This window comes from Crocosphaera sp. UHCC 0190 (assembly GCF_034932065.1).
Classification (GTDB): Bacteria; Cyanobacteriota; Cyanobacteriia; order Cyanobacteriales; family Microcystaceae; genus UHCC-0190.
Window position 1 is genome coordinate 26,370 of record NZ_JAYGHP010000010.1, and the last position, 22,565, is coordinate 48,934.

At 39.2% G+C, this 22,565-nt stretch carries 21 protein-coding genes, 1 pseudogene and 1 riboswitch; of the genes and pseudogenes, 11 read left to right on the forward strand and 11 right to left on the reverse strand.

The window, feature by feature from the left end:
• Window positions 1-17: 17 nt before the first annotated feature.
• Both VB715_RS14585 and glpX read right to left on the reverse strand, forming a co-directional pair.
• Entirely contained in the window at window positions 18-1,304 is a 1,287-nt protein-coding gene (locus VB715_RS14585) for a glutamyl-tRNA reductase (RefSeq protein ID WP_323301948.1), read from the reverse strand.
• Between the two features lie 325 nt (window positions 1,305-1,629).
• Window positions 1,630-2,667, reverse strand: a complete 1,038-nt coding sequence (glpX, locus tag VB715_RS14590) for a class II fructose-bisphosphatase (protein ID WP_323301949.1) — start codon at window positions 2,665-2,667, stop codon at window positions 1,630-1,632.
• A 291-nt stretch (window positions 2,668-2,958) separates the two neighbouring features.
• Window positions 2,959-3,033: riboswitch (Glutamine riboswitch) on the forward strand.
• A gap of 41 nt (window positions 3,034-3,074) precedes the next feature.
• Here glpX and VB715_RS14595 point away from each other — a divergent pair.
• A complete protein-coding gene (locus VB715_RS14595; RefSeq protein ID WP_323301950.1) occupies window positions 3,075-3,377 on the forward strand; it encodes a DUF4278 domain-containing protein in 303 nt (100 codons plus the stop codon).
• 148 nt (window positions 3,378-3,525) lie between these two features.
• A complete protein-coding gene (locus VB715_RS14600; protein ID WP_323301951.1) occupies window positions 3,526-3,891 on the forward strand; it encodes a nitrogen fixation protein in 366 nt (121 codons plus the stop codon).
• 190 nt (window positions 3,892-4,081) lie between these two features.
• Here the strand turns inward: VB715_RS14600 and VB715_RS14605 are convergent, their stop codons facing one another.
• The 5 genes from VB715_RS14605 to VB715_RS14625 form a co-directional block, all read right to left on the reverse strand.
• Window positions 4,082-4,849: a hypothetical protein gene (locus VB715_RS14605; RefSeq protein ID WP_323301952.1), complete on the reverse strand. Its 768-nt coding sequence runs from the start codon at window positions 4,847-4,849 to the stop codon at window positions 4,082-4,084.
• Window positions 4,850-4,902: 53 nt separating this feature from the next.
• Window positions 4,903-5,913: a multicopper oxidase domain-containing protein gene (locus VB715_RS14610; protein WP_323301953.1), complete on the reverse strand. Its 1,011-nt coding sequence runs from the start codon at window positions 5,911-5,913 to the stop codon at window positions 4,903-4,905.
• A gap of 14 nt (window positions 5,914-5,927) precedes the next feature.
• Window positions 5,928-6,182, reverse strand: a complete 255-nt coding sequence (locus VB715_RS14615; protein WP_323301954.1) for a FeoA family protein — start codon at window positions 6,180-6,182, stop codon at window positions 5,928-5,930.
• Between the two features lie 172 nt (window positions 6,183-6,354).
• Window positions 6,355-8,253: an iron uptake porin gene (locus tag VB715_RS14620; RefSeq protein WP_323302084.1), complete on the reverse strand. Its 1,899-nt coding sequence runs from the start codon at window positions 8,251-8,253 to the stop codon at window positions 6,355-6,357.
• Between the two features lie 115 nt (window positions 8,254-8,368).
• A complete protein-coding gene (locus tag VB715_RS14625) occupies window positions 8,369-9,508 on the reverse strand; it encodes a Fe(3+) ABC transporter substrate-binding protein (RefSeq protein WP_323301955.1) in 1,140 nt (379 codons plus the stop codon).
• 284 nt (window positions 9,509-9,792) lie between these two features.
• On the opposite strand from VB715_RS14625, the gene VB715_RS14630 reads away from it, so the two are divergent.
• From VB715_RS14630 to obgE, 5 genes are all read left to right on the forward strand, one after another.
• Window positions 9,793-10,452 carry a ComF family protein gene (locus VB715_RS14630; RefSeq protein WP_323301956.1) on the forward strand — a complete coding sequence of 220 codons (660 nt, stop codon included), beginning with the start codon at window positions 9,793-9,795 and terminating at the stop codon, window positions 10,450-10,452.
• A 167-nt stretch (window positions 10,453-10,619) separates the two neighbouring features.
• Window positions 10,620-11,174, forward strand: coding sequence for a L,D-transpeptidase (locus VB715_RS14635; RefSeq protein ID WP_416336939.1), 555 nt, complete (start codon window positions 10,620-10,622; stop codon window positions 11,172-11,174).
• A gap of 126 nt (window positions 11,175-11,300) precedes the next feature.
• On the forward strand, window positions 11,301-11,999 hold the full coding sequence (locus tag VB715_RS14640; RefSeq protein ID WP_323301957.1) for a Mo-dependent nitrogenase C-terminal domain-containing protein: 699 nt from the start codon (window positions 11,301-11,303) through the stop codon (window positions 11,997-11,999).
• Window positions 12,000-12,075: 76 nt separating this feature from the next.
• Entirely contained in the window at window positions 12,076-12,312 is a 237-nt protein-coding gene (locus VB715_RS14645) for a hypothetical protein (RefSeq protein ID WP_323301958.1), read from the forward strand.
• Between the two features lie 99 nt (window positions 12,313-12,411).
• On the forward strand, window positions 12,412-13,413 hold the full coding sequence (gene obgE, locus VB715_RS14650; protein WP_323301959.1) for a GTPase ObgE: 1,002 nt from the start codon (window positions 12,412-12,414) through the stop codon (window positions 13,411-13,413).
• A 29-nt stretch (window positions 13,414-13,442) separates the two neighbouring features.
• Here the strand turns inward: obgE and VB715_RS14655 are convergent, their stop codons facing one another.
• A complete protein-coding gene (locus VB715_RS14655; protein WP_323301960.1) occupies window positions 13,443-15,542 on the reverse strand; it encodes an adenylate/guanylate cyclase domain-containing protein in 2,100 nt (699 codons plus the stop codon).
• 246 nt (window positions 15,543-15,788) lie between these two features.
• Here VB715_RS14655 and glyQ point away from each other — a divergent pair, with 246 nt between their 5' ends.
• On the forward strand, window positions 15,789-16,661 hold the full coding sequence (glyQ, locus tag VB715_RS14660) for a glycine--tRNA ligase subunit alpha (RefSeq protein WP_323301961.1): 873 nt from the start codon (window positions 15,789-15,791) through the stop codon (window positions 16,659-16,661).
• Window positions 16,662-16,687: 26 nt separating this feature from the next.
• Here glyQ and VB715_RS14665 read toward each other — a convergent pair whose 3' ends face one another.
• Window positions 16,688-17,749: a molecular chaperone DnaJ gene (locus VB715_RS14665; protein WP_323301962.1), complete on the reverse strand. Its 1,062-nt coding sequence runs from the start codon at window positions 17,747-17,749 to the stop codon at window positions 16,688-16,690.
• Between the two features lie 69 nt (window positions 17,750-17,818).
• On the reverse strand, window positions 17,819-18,448 hold the full coding sequence (locus VB715_RS14670; protein WP_323301963.1) for a DedA family protein: 630 nt from the start codon (window positions 18,446-18,448) through the stop codon (window positions 17,819-17,821).
• A gap of 222 nt (window positions 18,449-18,670) precedes the next feature.
• On the opposite strand from VB715_RS14670, the gene VB715_RS14675 reads away from it, so the two are divergent.
• Window positions 18,671-19,759 carry an AI-2E family transporter gene (locus tag VB715_RS14675; protein ID WP_323301964.1) on the forward strand — a complete coding sequence of 363 codons (1,089 nt, stop codon included), beginning with the start codon at window positions 18,671-18,673 and terminating at the stop codon, window positions 19,757-19,759.
• Here VB715_RS14675 and VB715_RS14680 read toward each other — a convergent pair.
• Window positions 19,743-19,904, reverse strand: a pseudogene (locus tag VB715_RS14680) (transposase); the annotation flags it as partial. The gene VB715_RS14675 and the pseudogene VB715_RS14680 sit on opposite strands and share 17 nt — an antisense overlap.
• A gap of 336 nt (window positions 19,905-20,240) precedes the next feature.
• Between VB715_RS14680 and galE the strand changes: the two are divergent.
• Together galE and VB715_RS14690 are read left to right on the forward strand one after the other, a co-directional pair.
• Window positions 20,241-21,251 carry a UDP-glucose 4-epimerase GalE gene (gene galE / locus VB715_RS14685; RefSeq protein ID WP_323301965.1) on the forward strand — a complete coding sequence of 337 codons (1,011 nt, stop codon included), beginning with the start codon at window positions 20,241-20,243 and terminating at the stop codon, window positions 21,249-21,251.
• Window positions 21,252-21,253: 2 nt separating this feature from the next.
• Complete coding sequence (locus VB715_RS14690) at window positions 21,254-22,564, forward strand: glycosyltransferase family 4 protein (protein WP_323301966.1); 1,311 nt, start codon at window positions 21,254-21,256, stop codon at window positions 22,562-22,564.
• Window position 22,565 lies beyond the last annotated feature (1 nt).

Below are 22,565 nucleotides of genomic sequence, written 5' to 3' on the forward strand. Positions count from 1 at the left end.
ACCCCTACTTGTACTAATTAACCAAATTGTTCTTCAATATCAAGATCAAACAACATTTGTAGAGATTGTAAACATCGCTGTCGCGCTTCAATATCCTGTTGCGCTCGTAATTGTACCATTGGTTCATGAAGAATCTTATTCACAATACCTCTGGTTAAGGCTTCAATTACCTCTTGATGTTTCTCAGCAAACTCTGTTCCTAAGCGAGATAAGGCCTTTTCTAATTCCTGTTCCCGGATACTTTCTACCTTCGTCCGTAAACAACTAATCGTCGGAACCGTTTCTAGGGAACGCCACCACAATTCAAAGGCTTCCACTTCCTCCTCTAATAACCCTTCCGCTTCTTGGGCCATTTGACGACGAGTGGCATGATTTTGGGCTACAACTGCCTTTAAATCATCCACATTATATGCCTGCACCGTATCCATGTCTTTAACATCTGTTGCCACATTACGAGGAACAGAAATATCAAACAACATTAACCCCTGTTCCACAGATACAACCCCGCTAAGGTTTTCCCGGTGTAAAATGGGTTCTGTCGCCCCTGTACTGGTAAAAAGGAGGTGAGAGGTAGCCACCACGGTCATCATGTCTTGAAGGGTGGCTAAATGTAGCTGTGCTTGGGGAAACTGACTGGCTAATTCCTCAGCACGACGTTGAGAACGGTTAACAATGGTGATAGAAGTTGCGCCCTTGGCCAAGAGATGTTGTACCAAGAGGCGGGCCATTTTTCCTGCCCCAATAATACTAATATTGCGGGTAGCAAACCCCTCAACTTTCGTTTGTGCTAATTCTACTGCCGCAGAACTAATAGAAACGGCACCCGTTCCAATATTCGTCTCACTCCGTACTCTTTTCCCGGCAGTAATAGCCTGTTTAAAGAGGCGATCTAGGAGTCGTCCGATCCCTTTATATTTTTGGCCTAATTTGTGGGTAGTTTTAACCTGGGCGAGAATTTGCCCTTCTCCTAAAACTAAACTTTCCAAACCAGCAGACACCCGCATCAGATGACGTACCGCGTCTTGATGGAGGAGAGTAAATAAATAGCGTCGCAGATAATTTAAAGAAATATGTCCCGTTTCCGAGAGAAATTGGGTAATTTCTACTACCCCTTTTTCCGTATCGCTGACGACGGCGTAAATCTCTAAACGATTACAAGTGCTAATAATAGCCACTTCTTCAATATGGGGATAACCCCGTAAATGGGCTAAAGCTTCTTCAAGTCTCGCCTCTTGGATACTCAATTTTTCTCGGACTTCAACTGGGGCGGTTTTATGGCTTAGGCCCACCACTGCAATGTTCATAGGTTCTCCTACAAGGGTTTAATCTTGCGTTGCTCGAAAAAATGGACAAATGGAATAAGTGCTACTGTCTCTAATTTTTGCAATTTAGACCCAACTTGCCCCAATCACAAATACTTTGAAAACAAACTTTATAAAACTTAAAAAAAAGAACTAAAAAAGGGAGTATTAAGACTAGCTAATGGTTATCCCTAGTCTCACATCCCTAATTCTAAATCATCTGTTGAGCCAAAACCTTAAGAGATCAGGATTTTCCCCTGAATCATTAAGGTGTAATGTCAGGGTGAAGGCCATTCGCCCCGGCCAAGATTTGCTGATGGTGAAAGCCTTATTTCAGGTTGATATACTTAGGCTGTTCCTGGATGTGAATGGTATCCACAAAACGAGCAGTTTTGGACTGACTGGAGATAACCAAACTCTGGGTTCTGGCTCCGCCATGGAAGAAGCGCACCCCTTCCATTAAGGTTCCAGGGGTAATACCACAAGCCGCAAATAATACGGTTTCCCCATTGGCTAATTCATCGTCACTGTAAACGCGATCGGGGTCGGTGATGCCCATTTCGGTAAGACGGGCCAGGTTTCCTTCTCGGCTTTCCCCAATTAAACCTGTTTTGACCACTTCGGGATCATAGATTAATTGTCCTTGGAAGTGACCGCCTAAGCAACGCATAGCAGCAGCAGAGATGACTCCTTCAGGAGCAGCACCAATACCCATTAAGGCGTGAATGTTGGTTCCGGCAAATCCACAAGAGATGGCAGCAGAAACGTCACCATCACTGATGAGGCGCACTCTGGCCCCAGCTTGACGAATTTCTTGGATTAATTCTTTGTGACGGGGACGATCCATCACCACCACCACTAATTCTGCCACATCCCGTTCTAGGCATTCCCCTAAAATTTTCAGGTTTTCGGTAGCAGATTTGTTAATATCAACATGACCTTTGGCAGCCGGGGGAGCCGCTAACTTTCTCATGTAGAAGTCAGGAGCCGCAAATAAACCACCTTTTTCGGAGATGGCCAGAACTGCCATGGAACCGTTTTGTCCGTAAGCGACTAAGTTGGTACCTTCGCAGGGGTCAACGGCGATGTCAATTTCTACTAATTCATCAGGGTTACAGTAGGCATGAGCATCTTCACGGGTGCAAATTCCTACTTCTTCGCCAATATAGAGCATGGGAGCTTCATCCCGTTCCCCTTCTCCAATGACGATACGACCACGCATATGAATTTTATTCATTCTTTCGCGCATGGCTTCTACCGCAACATGATCAGCGGTATTTTTTTCGCCTTTACCCATCCATTTTGCCGAGGCGATCGCCGCTTGTTCGACAACTTCGATAATTTCTAAACCCAGTGTGCTTTCCAAGGTATATCCTCCCTATCTGCTTATCTTATTTCCCTGGCGTGGTCTTTTAACCGTCAGTCAAAAGTCTATCAGAGTCGGGGATCTCATTGAAATCTTGGCTAGAAGTGGTTGGGTAAATTTTTCGATCATTTTGCCCAATTTTGCCATTTTATACCCCAAAAATCCCGATTAAATCTTTTCTTAATTATTTTTAAGGGCTTGTTAATTCTCCCAAAATTTATCAGCAAACATCTTAAGTTATATTTCCTTGACATTTATCGATAAAACGGTAACAATAGATACAGAAACTAAATCGTTCATCTTTCAAGTTTTCCTGTCTGGGAGGTTGAAGGACGGAAGTAGGGAACTTTCCCGAAGGAACGCGCCTACCGATCACCATCACAGTCCATTACTCGGAGGCAAGAACGATGAAACTTAATTATCGTGGTGTCGAATACGAATACAATCCCCCTAGGGTAGAATTTTCTCCCATCGATATCAATAGTCAAGAACTTGATTGGCGGTTCCGTAATCAAAATACATCGGTTGCACACCAACCGAAGGTTAATTTGACTTGGCGGGGTGTTAAATACGACAATAACCCTACTACTGAAGGCAATGTTAAACAAAAGTCTCGCTGGTTGATGTTGCGTCGTCAACAAAAACAATTTGATCGCGCTGGTTCAATGCACATTCGTTTAGCTAATGAAATTGGTCTAACGCAAGCTTAATGTCAACAACAACTATATATTGTTGCCAGAGCGGGGGAAGTTTAGCAGAAGTCTAGCTTCCCCATTGGCATTTTTTAACAAGAAATATCAAGAAACTTAAGAATACACTTATGCTAATATTTCGGAACGAGAATTAGGTAAGTTAGCTATGAAATTCGCTCTAGTTAGTCAAGATTTCCAAACAATTACCGGAAAAACTGGCCGCGCCAGGAAATTTTTGGTATATGAAGCGAGTCAAGAAACCCAACCAACCCTGATTGAAAAGTTAGAAATTCCTGACACTCAACCCACTTTTCATGATCTGCATGATGATGATATCACACCTCATCCTTTGGATCATAGTATTTTAATTACAGGAGAGGCTGGAGAGGGTTTAACTGAACGTTTGAGTCGTCGCGGCATCACTCTTTATATTACCACTGAAACTGACCCTTTGATCGCCATTAATGGTGTAATAAAAGGCAATATTTCTACGATAGCACCCACACCCCATAAAGATGATGGTAGTTGTTAAATTGGGAGAATAATTTATAGTTCAGAACGAAATAACACAGCTAATTTGAGGCTTTCAAATACCAGTCTGTAGTTAAATCTCAATAGCCTATTTTTAGGGGCGCGAGATTTGACTACAAACTCGATTTATGGCTTTATCTTAGCTGTGTTAATCAAGTAAGGTTAAGGTAACAGATTATCCTAAACTAAGTCTAAATTTTACCACTTTCGTTGATTTTTGTCACTAATTCGGATACTTGTTCAGGAGCCATGACAGGGGTTTCTGGTGCATTGACAGAAGGCCATGCTGTCTTTAATTTTTGTAATGTAGTAGTAATGACTTCATTTTTCTCAGGATATTTTTGACTCATGGCTTCAGCAATTGATTGATATAATTGTTCTGCATAAAGCATAAATCCCATAGAGTCCTGATATTCAATTACTTCGACAATTTTACCATTAGCGATCGCTGCTTCATATTCAGCATTTGCTGTCTTTAATAGCCCATTAATCACAAGTAAAATTGTTTCAGGAGATTGTAATTTATCCGCAGGAACTGCTGAGATCGCCTGATCAATTGCCGCTATTGAGCTATCATATTGTCCTTTAATTTTATCAGATTTTGGATTAGTTTTTATACCATCATTTAGTTGATTTAAGGTTCCTTTAAAATCCGCTACCTTGCGTTTAGTTAATTGTCCCTCAATATCCCCATATAATTCTTCTACAGGATGACCAATATGGGGTTCTGCTTCTGCATATTTTCCTTGGTCGATTAATTGTTTCGCAATGAGCAAATGACCTTTCATTAACCCTAATGTAGTTAAATATTCTTGATCGGTATCTTTGGCTTCAGTTTTGGTCATTTCTTGATGAGAATGTTGGGTAGTCTCTTGAGTTTGTTCGGGTTGACTACAACTGGTTATCGTCATAGCAAAGGGAACTAAAAGTAGGGAAGATAGATAACGAAAATTAATCATATTTGATGCTCCTTATTAGTCATTAATTCAAACTTATTGTTATTGTAAATCAGTTAAGTATCTAGAACATTAAAAATTCCTAAGCATCCATATTCTGCCATAGTATCTTGATGAGGATGAAACATAAATGTTCCAGGATAGTCATAGGAAAACTCTAAAATATGGCGTTCGGCAGTTCCCATTGTAATCATATCTGTTTCCTCATCAGGGGTTAAACTCCTCCCGGTACGATAAACTTTGAACATATTGCCATGAATATGAAAAGTTGCGACAGAATCAAACTCAATCATATTGAGAATATAGAGCCTAATCAACTGATTTTTGTAGATAGAAATGGGATGATCTCTATAATAATTAGGAATGCCATTAAAAGCATATAAATCATTTTTACGAGCATTATTAATATCATAACCACCTAATACCATAACCATCTCATCTGCGGGGAGACGAGGTTGAGGTGGATCGACAATAAACATTCCATATAAACCCTTACTGATATGACGAGTTACGGGGGCAACATGACAATGATAAAGATGCACTCCGAATGGTTTTGCTTCAAACTCATAGACAGCAGTTTTACCGTGACGAATAGGTTTAACGCCGTCCATTTCTGAAGGATGATTGCCATGAAAATGTAAACTATGGGAATGGCCATCTTCATTCTCAAAAATAATCCTAACTTTATCCCCTTCTCTTGCTCTTAAAGTCGGGCCAGGAACACGATTATTGAGATTCCAACTAACAAAAGAAATGTTACCATTGAGATGTAATAAACTGCTGTTAGCTACCACTTTAAACTCTCGAATAACTCGCCCATTTTCTCGTTTAATAGTCCCATAATCAAACTCCCTTAAAATCATCATAGGATTAAAAGGATTATCAAGGATTTGGTTATCATCTTGAGTAATATCAGGAATTTTTACCCCATAATTACTGCGAGAAATCAGATGACGTAAACCTATGGTTCCTCCTGCTAAACCTAATCCTAACAATGTGAGTGAACCTTGAATAAATTGGCGACGATTCCAACTATTAAGTGGCGAATTTGTTGAAAATTGTGACATAATTTAACCTTCGATTAAGATTCATTTTCTTCAATACATAAAGCATCAGCTTCTGGTTTTTGTAATTTAAGTAAATTACCTTTAACTTCAATCATCATCGGCCAATCAATTGACGCTTGTCTGACTAAAATAAATTCTGTTCCTGGGGTTAACCCCATAGACAATAATTTGCCTTGATAACCCCTAAAAATTTTGTCATATCCAACAATATAACCCTTCGCTCCTATGGGGAGTTCTCGCAGATAACTTGTTCTGGTTTGTTGCATCATTTGTCAAGTAAAAAAATACAGTGATTGATAAATTAATTGTCAGATTGTCTTGGGAACTGTTTTTGCTCCTAGGGATAATTCATGAATTATCCCTAGGGTCTAATTTTCTGTGTAAATTGTGATTTAATTAAGAAGAATTCATCAGTTATATATCTCCTAGAATTACCAAGGTTTAGAAACTAAATGTGGTACGAATTGTCCCAATAACTAAAGCATCATTTTTGTCATCATAATCAGGGGAAGTAATTACAATAATGCCAGGGGTAATTGAGATGTTGTCATTAATGGGATATTGATAAAAAGCCTCAATATGATAAGAACTATCTCGATCATTATTTCGTAACCCATCAGGTAAAGCAAGTGTAGACTTAGAAACCCAAGGCTGCATCCCAATAATAATAGCCGCCGTGTCTCCTTCTACAAAAGCATCAGGAAAGCCTAAAGTTACCGCCCAATTCCAAACATCTATATTCCCCTTTTCAATGGTAAATAATTCCTCAGTTGGCATTGTTTCAGTAAAAATTTCTTCCGTTGGCATTTCCTCCATTGGGATATCTCCCCTTGGTAAATCTTGCGTTGGCATTTCATCAATGGTCAATTGTCTCACAATGTTAATAGCATTTTGAGTTCTAGAGGTAGTAAAACCGGCCCAACCACCGAAGATAAATTTAGGGGCAATACGCCAAGAAAATTCCATCCCATAAGAGTTATTAACCGTGTTAACATCTGTTTCAAAATCTTCTTCAATAAAGGTTTGAAAATTAGAGCGACGACTGCCCGTTCCTGTGTCAAGATTGTTATACCCATGCACATAAGTAAACGCCACCTCAAAACTATCACTAGGTTGATAACTAATTTGACCGATCGCACCATAAGGGCCATTAAACATCCCTTCTCCTAAGTCGGGACTGTTACCATCTGTCGCTAAATAACCTGCACTCCATTGAAAGACTTCAAACAGAGTTCCTTTAAAGCCAATTCCTGGCCCTTCAGCCATATAATAAAGAGGATTGCGAGTCCCAAAGGCTGATAACGCCCCCGCAGCCCCATCACCATCAAGGAAGTTGATCGTAGGGGTAAAGTCATCAAACGCACCGCCCACGGGTTCAACAAACATCCGCAAGTTTTCCGCCAAGGCAAACTCATAAATAATCAGTTCTACGGCTAAATCACTATCATCAGGTTGTGAAAAGCCAAAATCCCCTTCGAACGTCCCCGCAATGGCAGAATAGGAGGGTACCGTCCCTGTTGCGAGACGGACATAGAGTGAATCATCCCCATCAAAGCTAGTATTTAATTCCAGTCGTCCCCGATACCCCAGGTTATTCACTCTGGGAATATCTTCAGTCCCCTCATTTTTCTCCCCATTGGTAATACCCGTTAACCCCACAACTATCTCACCTGTAAGGATAGTTGTGGTAGAAAATTGATGATCTTCAAGATAGGCTGTCCTTTCCTCTAAATTGCCCACTCTGGCCCCTAAAGCCATCAATTCTCCCTCAAATTCCTTGGCTAACCGTTTCAACTTGTCAATGTCTTCTCGCAATACGGCAACATTTTCCTGTAAAAGTCGTTCTATGGTATTAAGACAGGCGTTTAAACCAGCCGCAAATTCATGACGGGATAAAGCGCGGTTCCCTCGAAAGGTGCGATCAGGATAGCCCACAACACAACCATACCTTTCTACTAAACCCCGTAATGCTTCATAGGCCCACTCAGTCGGGGCAATATCTTGTAATTCCGAAACATTGGTTACTTGAGACATCGATCCCCTATTTTGACGGGTGGGGTTCAAAACACCATCACGGGACTGTTTTAGTTGAGAATTTCGATCCGGCCTTGGCAAGAATTGAGTAGGGGTCGTATTTTGTAACTCTGAAACATTGATCATTTGAGACATTGACTCTTGATTTGGCCTCCCAGAGTTCAAAAAGCCATCACGAGACTGTTTTAGTTGAGAATTTCGATCACCTGAGTTCGATAAAGGGACAGCTTCAGAACCGGTCGAAATCAACATCATGATTCCTAAAATCAAACTGGGGACTTGAAACAGCGATCGCATCGTTAACATCATCAAACTTACTTACTCACACTCTTTAATCAAGCTAAAAGGATAGTTGAGATAAAAAGTAAAAAGCAAAAGACAAGAGGTAAAAGGTCAAATTTCCTCCCCTTTCTCCCTCTCCCTACTTCCACCCCGCCCGATCCATAATTTTGACCGCAGCCGCTAAATTAGGTCCAAAAGCAGCTATATCCGTCTCATCGGCTTTAAATGTGCCGAAACTGGCTAAAACCGGATCAAGGGGGACTCCTGCCACAACCGGATATTCATCATTGCCCTTCGCAAAGAATTCTTGGGCCGTGTCACTGGTTAAATATTCCAAGAATTTAACCGCATTTTCTTTGTGGGGCGCATTTTTAATTACCCCGGCCCCACTAATATTAACGTGGGCCCCTCTACCGTCTTGGTTGGGGAAGAAGACCCCAATTTTGGCAAAAACTTCTTTTTTCGCTGGTTCTTCTGACTTGGCAAAACGGGTTAAATAGTAAGTATTGGCCAAAGTTAGATCCCCTACTCCTGCGGCCACATCTTCAATTTGTTTCATGTCATTACCCTGGGGAGGGCGGGCAAAATTCGCCACGAAACCCCGACACCATTCTTCCGTTTTGGCTTCCCCATTGGCTTGAATTAACGATGCTACTAAGGATTGGTTATAAGTATTACTAGAAGGGCGCATCACTATCTTCCCTTTCCATTTAGGATCAGCTAACGCCCCATAAGTCGATAATTCTTCCGGTTTCACCTTTTCTTTGTTATACATGATCACCCGCGCCCGTTTGGTAAACCCAAACCAATATCCTTGGGGATCACGCAAGGATGGGGGAATTTTTTGCTCTAAAATAGGAGAGGTGATGGGGACAAAAATACCTGCTTCTTGGGCCCGCCACAACTTGGCTACGTCAACGGTGATTAAAAGATCCGCTTGGGTATTTTCTCCTTCGCTTTGGATTCGTTCGATCAGTTCATCCGCACTCCCTTCCACCAGATTAACTTTAACCCCTGTCTCTTTGGTAAACCCTTCATACAACGCTGTATCTGTGTTGTAGTGACGGGAAGAATAAAGGTTTAACTCCCCTGTCACTCCTGTCACTGATGCACTTGGACTAGGGGCCGGGGTGTTATTGCTGTTTTTTTGTCCACAGCTTGTCATTAGTTGACTCATACCAATAACTGCTGTCGCCGTACTTCCACTCAGGAATAGTCGTCTCGATAATTTACTCACGGTTAACTTTGTCCCACTCCTTGACACTTGATTGCGTGTCATTCTCGATATTGTCTGACGTATTGTAGCACTATTGCTAATAATTCCTGATAATTTTTGGAATTTTTTTCCCAAAGCCCAATAAAATCTGAGCTTGATTCAGGGATAAAATACTTACAACCCTTATAGAAAGCTCATTTTACGATTTTATGAGAGTCTGCTCTGTTTCGTTAGCAAGTCTTGACAAATAGACTCAATCAATTTTGTTTTGCTGAATTTTGTCAACAAGTAAAAATAATTGAGAATAGTTAATAATTAAATGTACCAGGATTTACAAACAAATAATTATGTTAAAGAATATTTTATCGATCTTTCTTAAAGAGAATTGTCCCCTGTGTCAACGTTCCACAGAGGAAGAAATTTGTTATGATTGTCAACGACAATTAAAAAGCTGTCAATTAAAACATTCTAAACAATTGTGGCAGGGAGAATTTCCCTTATTTGCTTGGGGTAAATATGACGGCAAATTAAAACAGGCGATCGCGGCTTTAAAATATGATAAGAAGCCCCAAATAGGAGAATTTTTGGGATTTTGGCTCGGAGAAAGTTGGCAAAAATATAGTTTAATAAAAACCCAGAAAACACCGACAATTATTCCCATTCCCTTGCATTTAACGAAGGAAAAAGCAAGGGGATTTAATCAATCAGAAATGATAGCCAAGGGATTCTGTCAAATCACCAACTATCCCTTAAAAACTAAAGGTTTAATGCGAATTCGTCAAACAGAAGCCATGTTTGGGTTGACACCAGAACAACGAAAAGCTAACATTAAGCAAGCATTTTCATTAGGAAAGTCCCTACAAAATCATCCTTTATCAAAGCCAATTCTGTTAATTGATGATATTTATACCACAGGAACAACCGCCAAAGAAGCGGCGAAAGTTTTAAGTGATCAAGGATTCAATGTGTTAGGTATTATTGCGGTTTCTACACCATCTCAAGAATAAGAGCGTTATAGGCAACTATTAAAAGAGTGCTAATTTTAGAGAGAAGCCTTTAAAACTGCCACTACAATCACTACAATGTCCTTAGGTACTTAAGTTTTTGTACCTACTTAACTTACTCCTCACTAAATTGTACAATTATTCACGATTTGTATTGGGATTTCAGAACAATGTCTTTAAATCGTTTATTACTGGGACTGACACTCATTGGCGGGAGTTTACTATTACCGATTTCAGGAATGCAGCTACAGGCGATCGCCGATGAAGTGACCCCAGAAATGACTGCCCCTGCTAGTCAACCAGAGGCCATGGCCACACCTCCTGAAACCGACAAAGTTTTAGCCACCCGTCTTGTCCTTAACTTAAAAGAACGTCGCGTTTATGCCTATCAAGAGAATAAGGTTTTAGCCAGTTATCCTGTGGCGATCGGTAAAAAAGGATGGGAAACCCCCAAAGGTAACTTTACCGTCATGCAGATGATTGAGAACCCGAAATGGAAAAACCCCTGGAATGGCAGAGTAAGCGCACCAGGGCCCAATAGTCCTTTAGGGGAACGCTGGATTGGTTTCTGGACAAATGGCAAAAATTACATCGGGTTTCATGGAACCCCTGGAGAACACGTCATGGGTCAAGCGGTGTCTCATGGATGCGTTCGCATGAGAAATCGAGATGTTAAAGCCTTGTATGAATTAGTTAAAACTGGAATTCCGGTAATTGTTCAATGAAATAACACAAGCTTGTAACTTGTGAATTATTTCGATTAGCGGCAGAGAAAAGCTAAGATCAAGAGTAGGGGGACAAAAACCAATCGTCTCCCCATCTCACCCGAAGCGTTTGATATTAAGACAATTATGGCTAGTGTTACACAATACGCCTATACAACCGAGCAAATTTCCGCGTGGTTACGAGGTTTACTGACCATTGCTTGGTGCGACGGGGACTATGACCCCCAAGAACAACAATTAATTGCTGAATTAACCCAAGACTTAGCCCTTGATGACCAAGAATCCGTCCTATTCCAATCTATTACCCCTGAAGAACTAGCTGAGGCTTTAGGGCATGACCCCAAAATCGGAGAAAACTTCTTAAGAACGGCTGTTTTGGTAGCGATCGCCGATGGGATTTATTCTGCCCCGGAAGGGAAACTATTACATGAATTTAGTGAAGCATTAGGATTAAAAGTCGAGGCTTTAGAAAGTTTAGAACACACCCTTTGTGAACCCCTAGAAGAACATTCTGAAGCCTTAGCACTAGGTCAAACCAGTGGTTTAATCAGTCCCCCTCATCCTCATCCCGATCTTTTACATCCTCTCAAAGACTGGTTAGATGGGATGGATATTCATGATCCCCGTTTGGCCCGTTTTATCTGTAAAATGGTTCCCCCTCAATGTCCTTTTGAGCGAGATATTAAATTATTCGGCCATAAAATTGTTCATATTCCCCCTTTATGTAAATTAAACCCCCTTTATGAACAATTAGTCGGGTTAAGATTCCGCGCTTTATCTTATCTAGTAGATGACTGTGAGGAGGATATTTCGGAATATACTTAATTTTTTTTGAGGGGCGATCGCTTTATTTTTCATCGGCGATCGCTCCCCAATTATTGACTATTCTGATATTCCTCCATTGGCCAAAGAAAAGTATATTACAGATGCTCAAGGTAAACGGGTTGCTGTTGTATTAGACATCAAAGAATATCAGAATCTTTTGGAACAACTAGAAGAATTAGACGCGATTCGAGCCTATGATAATGCTATGTTATTAGATGAGGAGGAGATACCTTTTGAAGACGCGATCGCTGAGATTGAAAAGCATCGTCAATTAATCAGCAAATTCAAACTAGGAAATATCAAGATGATTTAGCCGTGATTAAAGAAGAAACCTCATAATATACTAGCGATCGCTATTTGAGAGCAAACTCTAATATAATGTTATACCCATTGAGAAGTTAGAAGAATTAGAATGCAGTTTATTGATCGCGCTGAAATTGAAGTAGAAGCTGGTAAAGGAGGAGATGGTATAGTCGCCTTCCGACGGGAAAAATATGTCCCTGCGGGGGGTCCTGCGGGGGGAAATGGGGGAAAAGGTGGCTCAGTAATTTTAAAAGCCGTAAACAACCTGCAAACCCTCTTAGACTTCCGTTATGCGCGTCTTTTTAAAGCAGATAATGGCCAACGTGGCGGCCCCAATAATCGTACGGGAGCCATGGGTAAAGATATTATTATTGAGGTTCCTTGTGGTACGGTAATCTATGATCTAGAAACCGATGAAATATTAGGGGATTTGATTGAAAATGGACAGATTCTTTGTGTGGCCCAAGGAGGAAAAGGGGGACTAGGAAATAAATACTTTTTAAGTAACCAAAACCGCGCCCCAGAATATGCTTTACCCGGTTTGGAAGGGGAACATAGAAACCTCAGATTAGAGTTGAAATTGTTAGCTGAAGTGGGAATTATTGGTTTACCTAATGCGGGAAAATCCACCTTAATTTCTTCTCTTTCCTCTGCTCGTCCTAAGATTGCAGATTATCCATTTACTACTTTAATTCCTAACTTGGGTGTTGTGAGAAAACCGACGGGAGATGGAACGGTTTTTGCTGATATTCCTGGGTTAATTGAAGGGGCCCACGAAGGGATAGGATTAGGTCATGAATTTTTACGACATATTGAACGAACTCGCCTATTATTGCATTTAGTTGATATTACTTCGGATGATCCCATTAAAGATTATCAAGTGATTCAACAAGAGTTAAAAGCCTATGGCCGGGGATTAAGCGATCGCCCGCAAATTCTTGCTTTTAATAAAATTGATGCGGCAGATCAAGAAACTCTGGAATTAATGATAAAAGAACTACAAAAGTTAAGTGATTCTCCGATTTTTACTATTTCAGCCGTGACGAGAACTGGATTAGATGAACTTTTACAAACTGTTTGGAAAATGTTAGATGAAGCGGAAGTATTATGATTGAAGATAGGTTAAAAATATTAACTTATTTATTTTTTGCTGCCACCATCTCTTAATAACCAAACAGCCAATTTACCTTGTTCTGGAATTTCAATTTCTCCCATGCTAGAAAACTTGTAGAAATCTTGTAAAGGTTCATAGACATTTTGACTCACTAAAATAGAATTAGGTTTTCCCTCCACTGAATTAACAATCATTAAAAATCGCGCAATTTTAGCAGTGTTTCCCAACAAATTATAAATTAATTTAGTCTTACCTAACAATCCTCCAATCACTGTCCCTGAATAAATACCAATACGAATTTCAAAATCTAGGTGACTTTCTTGACTAAACCCTCGGACAATTCTTAGCATTTCTAAAGCTAATTCTATAGCCCCTTTATCTCGATCTAAACGTGGTAAAAATAAGCCACTGGCCGCTAAATAAGAAGTGCCTACGGTACTAATTTTTTCGACATCATGTCTTTCTGCTGCATCATCAAAAGCACTAACAATATCATTTAAAAGGCCCACAGCTTCTTCGGCAGTCATCAGATCGCATTGTTCATCAAATCCGACAATATTAGCGGAAAGAACCGTAACATGAGGAAATTTATCAGCAATCTTCTGTTCTCCTCGTTTAAGACGTTTAACAATGGGTGCTGGCAAAGTTTTTAATAAGAGAGAATCATTCTTTCTGATTTGTTTTTCTAGGGCTTCTTTTTCTTCATCAATGGTTCTAGCCATTTTATTAAAAGCTTGTGCTAAGTGACAAAATTCATCATCTGATGGCACATCAACAACAACATTAGTAGCCCCTGATGTAATTTTTTTTGCCCCCGAAATTAATCGATAAATTGGTATCACTAAACGACGGGAAAGAAAGAGAGATAAAAGAGTAACTAAAGGAACTAAAATTGCGGTTGTTACTAATACTCTTTTACCAAAAAGTTGTATGGGAGCAAAAGCTTCACTGACATAAATTTTAGCAATAATAACCCAATCTAAGCGGTCAGCTAATTTTAAAGGGGCATAGGAAATTAAAGAAGGAATACCTCGATAATCATTTAAAATAGCCAGTCCTTCTTGCCCATTAATGGCTCGTTTAATCGAATCACTCCGAATTTCTTGTAGTAAAATTGGGCTATTGTTGGCACGAATTTTTTGAATGATTTTATCAGGAATACGCTGTTTATTGAGTTCTGAAAAATAATTATCGGGGTCTTCAACTAAAAACCGAGATTGAGAACGCATTAAATAATCTAATCCCACTAAAATCGTTTCCCCTGTTTGGCCAAGTCCGTCTTTTTTCCATTGATAATTACCTGTCATAATCCGATTGATTTCATCAACAGGTAATTGCAATAAAAGAATACCAATTAAATTGGATTGTTGGAAAATTGGACTCCCAATAAAAGCAACCGGTTGAGCATAATTAGGACGAAAAGGAGCAAAATCAACCATTTCAAAAGCACCTCTCTCTCGATTATTTTGTAGGGTTTCTAATAGGTTTGCTGCTCCACTATAAGCATAAGGGCCATCATGTAAACTGGTAGCAAATCCGGTTCCTTTGTTAACAGTATAGACAATATTTCCTGTTTTACTATCAACAAGTGCTAAGTTATTGTAGTTAAAACGAGTAGCAATATCTCGAAAAAAAACATGGTATTTTTCATGAATTGTGCTATACTCACTGCCATCTTTTGCCTTGTTTAAATAACTTTTATCCTCTACAGGATAAGGATTATTTGCAATATAATGATATTGAAGATAACGAGTCGCTGCTTTTTTCGGAAAATAGGTAATTACAGAGGGAATACCATCAACATTAACTTTGAGTCTAGGGATAAATTCTTTTTCATAAAAAAGCCAAAGTTCAGAAATCCAATCTGAAGGAATTTCTTGCTCTTCTAATTGATTAAACGTATCACGAAACGAACCCATTGCATCAACAACTGTCGGATCTTCTGCTAAAGTAATTGCTTGATTTCTGACATAATTAAAGTAGGATTGAACTTGTCTGGCCCTAGAGTTCCTTATCTCCGTCATTTGATAATAAATATTATTAAGTAAGGCTTCTTTCCCACTGGTATAACCGACATAACTAATCACTAAAATAGAGGCGATGCTGACGGCAAGTAGCATCAACATTATTTTTGATTGAATGCTGAGTCGGCTGAAAATTTTCATGAAGTTCTGTTATTAATTTTTGGGTCTACCTTTTAGATTAGTTCAAGAATTGACGCTCCCCCTCAAAGCTTTGGTGAAACTTTATTTTTATTGGTATACTGACTTAAAATTAAATAATTCTAGAATTAAGGTGATAATCAAGCCTAATTTCGGTAGAATAGTAAGTTAATATTGTATCGCAGTCATTTGGGGAAGGAAGGTTAAACAGTGTCAATTAATTTTCAGGAAATAATTGCCAAATTACACGAATTTTGGAGCGATCGCGGCTGTTTAATTGCCCAACCCTATGATACCGAAAAAGGGGCAGGAACCATGAGTCCCCATACCTTCCTCAGAGCGATTGGCCCGGAACCTTGGTCGGTGGCCTATGTAGAACCCTGTCGTCGTCCTACGGATGGCCGTTATGGAGAAAATCCTAACCGTTTTCAACATTATTTTCAATATCAAGTCTTAATTAAACCCTCACCTAATAATATTCAAGAAATCTATTTAGACTCCCTCAGAGCATTAGGAATTAAACCCGAAGATCATGATATTCGCTTTGTGGAAGATAACTGGGAGTCCCCGACTTTAGGTGCTTGGGGTGTGGGTTGGGAAGTGTGGTTAGATGGCATGGAAATTACCCAATTTACTTATTTTCAACAATGTGGAGGTATTGATTGTCGTCCTGTTTCTATTGAAATAACCTATGGGTTAGAACGGTTAGCCATGTATCTGCAAGGGGTAGAAGCCATGACCAAGATACAATGGAATGACAAGATCAATTATGGGGATATTTTCCTACAAAGTGAAGTAGAACAATGTACCTACAATTTTGAAGCTTCTGATCCAGATTTACTGTTTAAATTGTTTAGTTTATACGAACAAGAAGCCAAACAATTAATTGACAGGGGGTTAGTATTACCCAGTTTGGATTATGTCTTAAAATGCTCCCATTCCTTTAATTTATTGGATGCTAGAGGTGTAATTGCAGTTGCGGAAAGAACCCGTTATATTGGTCGTATTCGTAACTTAGCGAGAGAAGTGGCTAACTTATATTTTCAGCAACGAGAAAGATTAAATTTTCCTTTGCAGAAATAGTTAGTGGCACAACAGGGGAGGGTTATTTAAATTCTCAAACCCAGTAATTCTTCCAACAACATTTCGAGCATTTCTTCAGGATCTTCTTTGGTTTTCGGAGTCAGGGAAGTTGGCCCTTTTAAAAAGTCTTTAATCGTTATTTTTTTATCCCGAAAATTCCGTACAAAATCACGTATTTCTTCAACAGTTTTGACTTGAGCTTCCATTTCTGATAGCATTTCACCAACAGCATCAAGCCCTTCTTTTTGACAAGCACGATAGTCTTTCACCATTTCCCCTTCAGGGGTATTTCGAGCAATTCTCAGTTCTTCTTTGAGGGTTTCGTATTGAGTTTTGAGGAGTTGGTTATCTCTTTCTCTTTGTTGACATTGCCTTTCTATCTCACTACTTGTGGCGTTATTAATATCAATATCCTCAGCAAGATGATGTTGTCGTTCAATTTCCAGGAGTCGAGCGAGATCACCTTCTTGATAAGCGCGGTTAACCTCCTTCATAATCTCATTATGGTGCATTTGGGTTTCGCTGTCTGTAACCCTATCAGGGTGAAACAGGGAAGCTAATTTGATAAAAGTTTGTCGAATGTGTCGAGATGCTGAAGATTTAATCGGGTTTTCTCTATCAGTTTCCTCAGACTGTTCTTGATGGGAGTTTTGGTTAAAGAAGTTTTCTGCTTGCTCATCATTAAAGTTATCTTCTGATGAATCATTGAAAACATCATCATCGTCATCATCATCAAATTTGGGGCTGAGGACTCCCATGAATTGCAGGGAATGATATACGCTGATGATATCTTTTTGACTTTTTTTCCCTAATTTTCGCCCTGTTAAAATCTCATCAAACAGACCATGAATTTCCGTGTCAAGTTCGATAAGTTGTTGATAGAGAGGGTTTCCTCTCTGAAAAATTTCTGTTGCAATAGAACGCATTTGGTCAAGAAATTTTTTTAGTTCATTGCGTTTACGTTTAATTTGTTTGAGCAGCCATTCATGTTCTTCTTCGAGAACTTGACGACGTAGATGAAAAGAAGAAGGAGCTAAAGTAGTAGGGGATGAGGGGGTTGATGGTTGCTTGGCTGAGGGTCGAGGCATAAAAATAAAAGTGGTTCTATTTCGTTCATTGTAAAAGAAAAATGTCTCATTAATGACTCAAATTTAATTTTAATCTTTCCCCTCTAACCTAGGTTTACGAGACTCCAACCAAATTGTTACCCCAACCCACCCAATCACTAAAATAAGAGCTAATACGCTAAATTGAGCTATCCAGTGAATTAATTGATGTAAGGGAACTATTCGTCCCACAAAAAAAGAAAGCGTTACCATAATTGAAGCCCAAACCGTTGCCCCGCCTAAATTGCACAATAAAAACTGAGCATAGGGCATTTGAGCAATACCAGCCATCGGCCCCGCAAAAATTCTTAATAAAGCGACGAAACGCCCAAAAAATACGGCTCTAGCCGCATTTTTACTAAACTGTTCCTTAACATCTTCGAGTTGTCGTGGAGAAATTTTAAATAGACTGCCTACCTTAACTAAAAATTCCCAACCCCCGAATCTTCCGATCCAATAACCAAAATTATCACCGATGACAGCACCAGCGATCGCAGTTCCTAAAACCAGCCAATAACCTAATTCTCCGCTTCCTGCCAGAAACCCGCCGACAATGGTGATAGTTTCCCCAGGAATAGGAATTCCGGTATTTTCTAAGGCAATGCCAATAAACACTGCCCAGTAGCCGTATTGATGGGCGATTTCTTGAATGTTGTCTAGTGATAGAAGCTCTACTGACATTTAGCCCAAGCTTTACAAAGGTTTACGTTATATATATCTTGACTTATATCAAGGAGAAGTGTCAATGAATCCAGACAAAGCTTTTCCTCTAGGGGTCAACCTTGGTTAAGCCCTACAACATTGATAATAATAGCTAATAGTGTTATACATGGGTTAAAAATTTTCCACTATTTTCTTAGTATAGATTTTTTTGTTTTTGCACAAAATGGAGATTAAACAAAAATGTTAGAAAAATACGCAAATCGTTTTAATATTCCTGGGTGTTTTTTTATTGCCTTAGTATTTCCTTTGGTTGTCCTGAACGTTTGGGTTTTTGTTTTTGTTTTTAATGCTTTTCAAGGAATTTTTTCTTCTTTTATTATTGCTGGATTTTTTGCATTATTGCTTAATCATCCCATTCATTTTCTAAACAGGCGATTAAATTTAAGTCGAGGCAATTCAATTTTAATGGTCTTTTTAAGCTTTATTGTGATTTTTGCCTTAATCGCTATTATACTTGTACCCGCTATTGTGATTCGATTTTCTGAATTAGTGCATATATTGCCAGATTGGATTCAATCCGCTACTCTCAAAGCCGATAGTTTAAGTAATTGGACTAACAATAGCAAAATTGTTGACAATGATAGGATTTTTACGAACTTAAGTGAAAACTTCCAAAATCAACTACAAGGTTTTCTTGAAGGAATTCCTGATTTTATTTTTGGAACAATTGGTAATATCCTAAATATTTTCTTTATTTTTGTCTTAACTATCTTTTTTCTATCCTATGGTAATTCACTGTTAAGAAACTGCCTCCAATCTTGGTTTTCTCCTAACCTGGGAGTAATGATTCAAAAAACCCTTTATCGCAATTTCAATAGTTATATTCTTAATCAATTAATATTAGCAACTGTCTTAACTGTGACGATGATTCCTACTTTATTCATCTTAAAAGCCCCCTTTCCCTTACTATTTGGCTTAGCCATTGGCATCGCTGGATTTATACCATTTGGGGCAGTTGTTACCATATTAGGTATTAGTTTTATCTTGTTATTAGCAGATTTTTGGACAGGATTAAGGGTTTTAGTGGTTGTGCTTTTATTGGATCAAATCATTGAGAATACCTTACCTCCTCGTTTGTTAGGAAAATTAACCGGACTTAATCCCATTGTTATTTTATTTTCCGTTATGGTAGGGGCGACTTTGGGAGACTTTATCGGGTTAATTACAGCAGTTCCCATTGCTGCAACAATTAAGAGTCTAATGCTTACATTGAATCAAGCAGAAACTGAAGAATTAGACAAAATCCCTTCAGAGCTACCAAATCGTTAGATTGGATTACGCAACGGGCAAGTCTCTTAGCGTGTTCTTCACGTTGCCTACTTATTTTGAGGTGTTTACGTCCAAGTTGATTAATGGCTTTTTTACGGTTGGTTGAGTCTTTCTTTTTACGAGAAACACGACGTTGATGAAACTTAGGAGTTTCGCATTGACAGAAAACCAGAAATATGCAGTCAAATCAAAAAGCATCAAGAGATACAAAATTCTGGCTCACTCTGGTTTTTAGATGCTTTATTAGCGATCGCTAAATTTCGCAAACGACGGAAATTCGTTACTAAATCATAGTAATTTTGTACGAGGCAAAACTCCTAAAACTTTAGTCGTTTTTCTCCTTGACGATTTCTATCTCTCGTTTATTATAGTAACATTAAGTCTTCTGGGGGTTCAAGAGTTCTAGATCTCACAGTCACGTTAAAATGAATATGAGCAAGCTATTTATTCGATTTCTGTATTTTAGAATTGACTTAAGCTAATGTTAAATGTAACAAAAATATTAGTGACTGGGGGGGCGGGATATCTAGGCTCTCATACGGTACAACAATTAACCCACTACGGATATGAGGTGATTATTCTTGATAATCTAAGTAACGGTCATGAGGATATTGTCAAGAATGTGTTAAAAGTTCCTTTAATTAAGGGAGATATTCGTGATTCTAAACTATTAGAACAAATTTTAAGAGATCACAGCATTGATGCAGTCATTCATTTTGCGGCCGATGCCTATGTGGGAGAATCTACCGAAAATCCCGCAAAATACTACAATAACAATGTAGGGGGAACGTTAACTATTTTAGAGGCCATGAAAAAGTCGGAGGTCGATAAATTTGTTTTTTCTTCGACTTGTGCAACCTATGGGATACCACAAGAACTTCCTATCAACGAAAGTCATCCGCAAAATCCGATTAATCCCTACGGTGCGAGTAAAAAAATGGTTGAACAGATATTGGCAGATTTTGATCGAGCCTATGGGCTAAAATATGTCTGTTTTCGCTTTTTTAATGCCGCAGGGGCTGATCCGAATGGAGAATTAGGGGAAGACCACCAACCCGAACCTCACTTAATTCCCTTAGTTTTTTATACCGCTTTAGGAAAACGATCATCGATTTCAATTTTTGGTAGTGATTATCCAACCCAAGATGGCACTTGTGTTAGAGACTATATTCATGTCCTAGATTTAGCGCAGGCCCATTTATTGGGATTGAAATATTTACTGAATGGAGGTGAGAGTGAAATTTTCAATTTAGGAAATGGAGAAGGATTTTCTGTCAAGGAAGTGATTGATATTGCTCGTGAAGTCACAGGCAAAACTATTAAAGTTGAAAAAAGTGATCGCAGAGCGGGAGATCCGGCTATTTTAGTCAGTAGCAGCCAAAAAGCCTCACAAATACTTGGATGGCAACCCCAATACCCCAACCTTAAAACCATTATGACTCATGCTTGGCAATGGCATCTCAAGCGTCATGGAGATTTAACAGGAAGATAAATATGGACAAAACTCGCGTTCAAACCCTTGCCCTTGTCCCTTGGGGAAACGTCATCGAAGATTACTTAGACAGTATCAATATTTCTCTTGAAACCTTCTGTACTGAAATGACAGGGGGTTGGTTATTTGGTTATATTGAAGCCTTAAAATGCGTCGGGATTCAAAGCATTTTAATCTGTATTTCTGTTGAAGTGACTGAACCGATACGCCGACTTCATCCTCCTACTGGCGCAATTATTTATCTCTTACCTGTTGGTAATATTTATCGACACTTTCGTCATCGGATGACCTATGCTTATGGTTCTTCTGTTAAAGAGACATTTGGCACAATTCCTAGACTTCATTATCGCTTCTATGCCATTTTACGGCAATTATCCCCCTATCTTGCCACCCCTTTCAACCAACTGGTACACTGTCTTAAACAGGAAAAATGTCAAGGCATTATCTGTCAAGAATATGAATATCCTCGCTTTGATACTTGTACGTTATTGGGAAAGTTGCTAAAAATTCCTGTTTTTGCGAGTTTTCAAGGGGGAAATTTTCAAATTTGGCAAATTGAAGGGTGGATTCGTCCCCATACGCTCCGTCATTGTGCAGGTTTAATCGTTGCTTCTCAGACAGAGATTGAACGAGTAAAAAAACAGTATCATATTCCTGATCATAAAATCGCTCAGATTTTCAACCCTTTAGACCTAAAAGACTGGGAAAAAGGCAATCGTGACCAAACGCGCCTTGATTTAGGGATAGGGTCTAATAGTCCTGTAGTGGTTTATCATGGACGAATTGAACGCTATCGTAAGGGATTAGATATCCTTCTGGAAGTATGGTCAAAAATTTCCCAAAATTACCCTAATTGCTATTTATTACTCATTGGAATGGGGAATGATGGTCAGTGGTTAAGAGAAGCGATCGCAGAAAGAAAATTGTCAAATATTATCTGGATTGACCAATTTATCTTAGATCGTCAGAAAATGGCCGATTATCTCTCAGCTTCAGATATTTACTGCTTGCCATCCCGTCATGAGGGGTTTCCCGTTGCGCCACTAGAAGCAATGGCAGTGGGTTTACCGATTGTCGCTACGGATGTTCCTGGTATAGCGGATATCTTAGTGAGAGGAGAAGCGTCAGGGGGAAGGATAGTTCCCAGAGAAAATTCAACCGCTTTAGGGCAAGCAATAGAATATTTATTAGATAATCCACTTTTATGGCCAAAATGGGGACAATGCGCTCGCCAGCGAGTTAAAACTGCGTTTTCTGTAGAAGCAGTTGGACAACAATTACAACAGTTTTTTGCTCTGTCAGAAACGTGTTAGA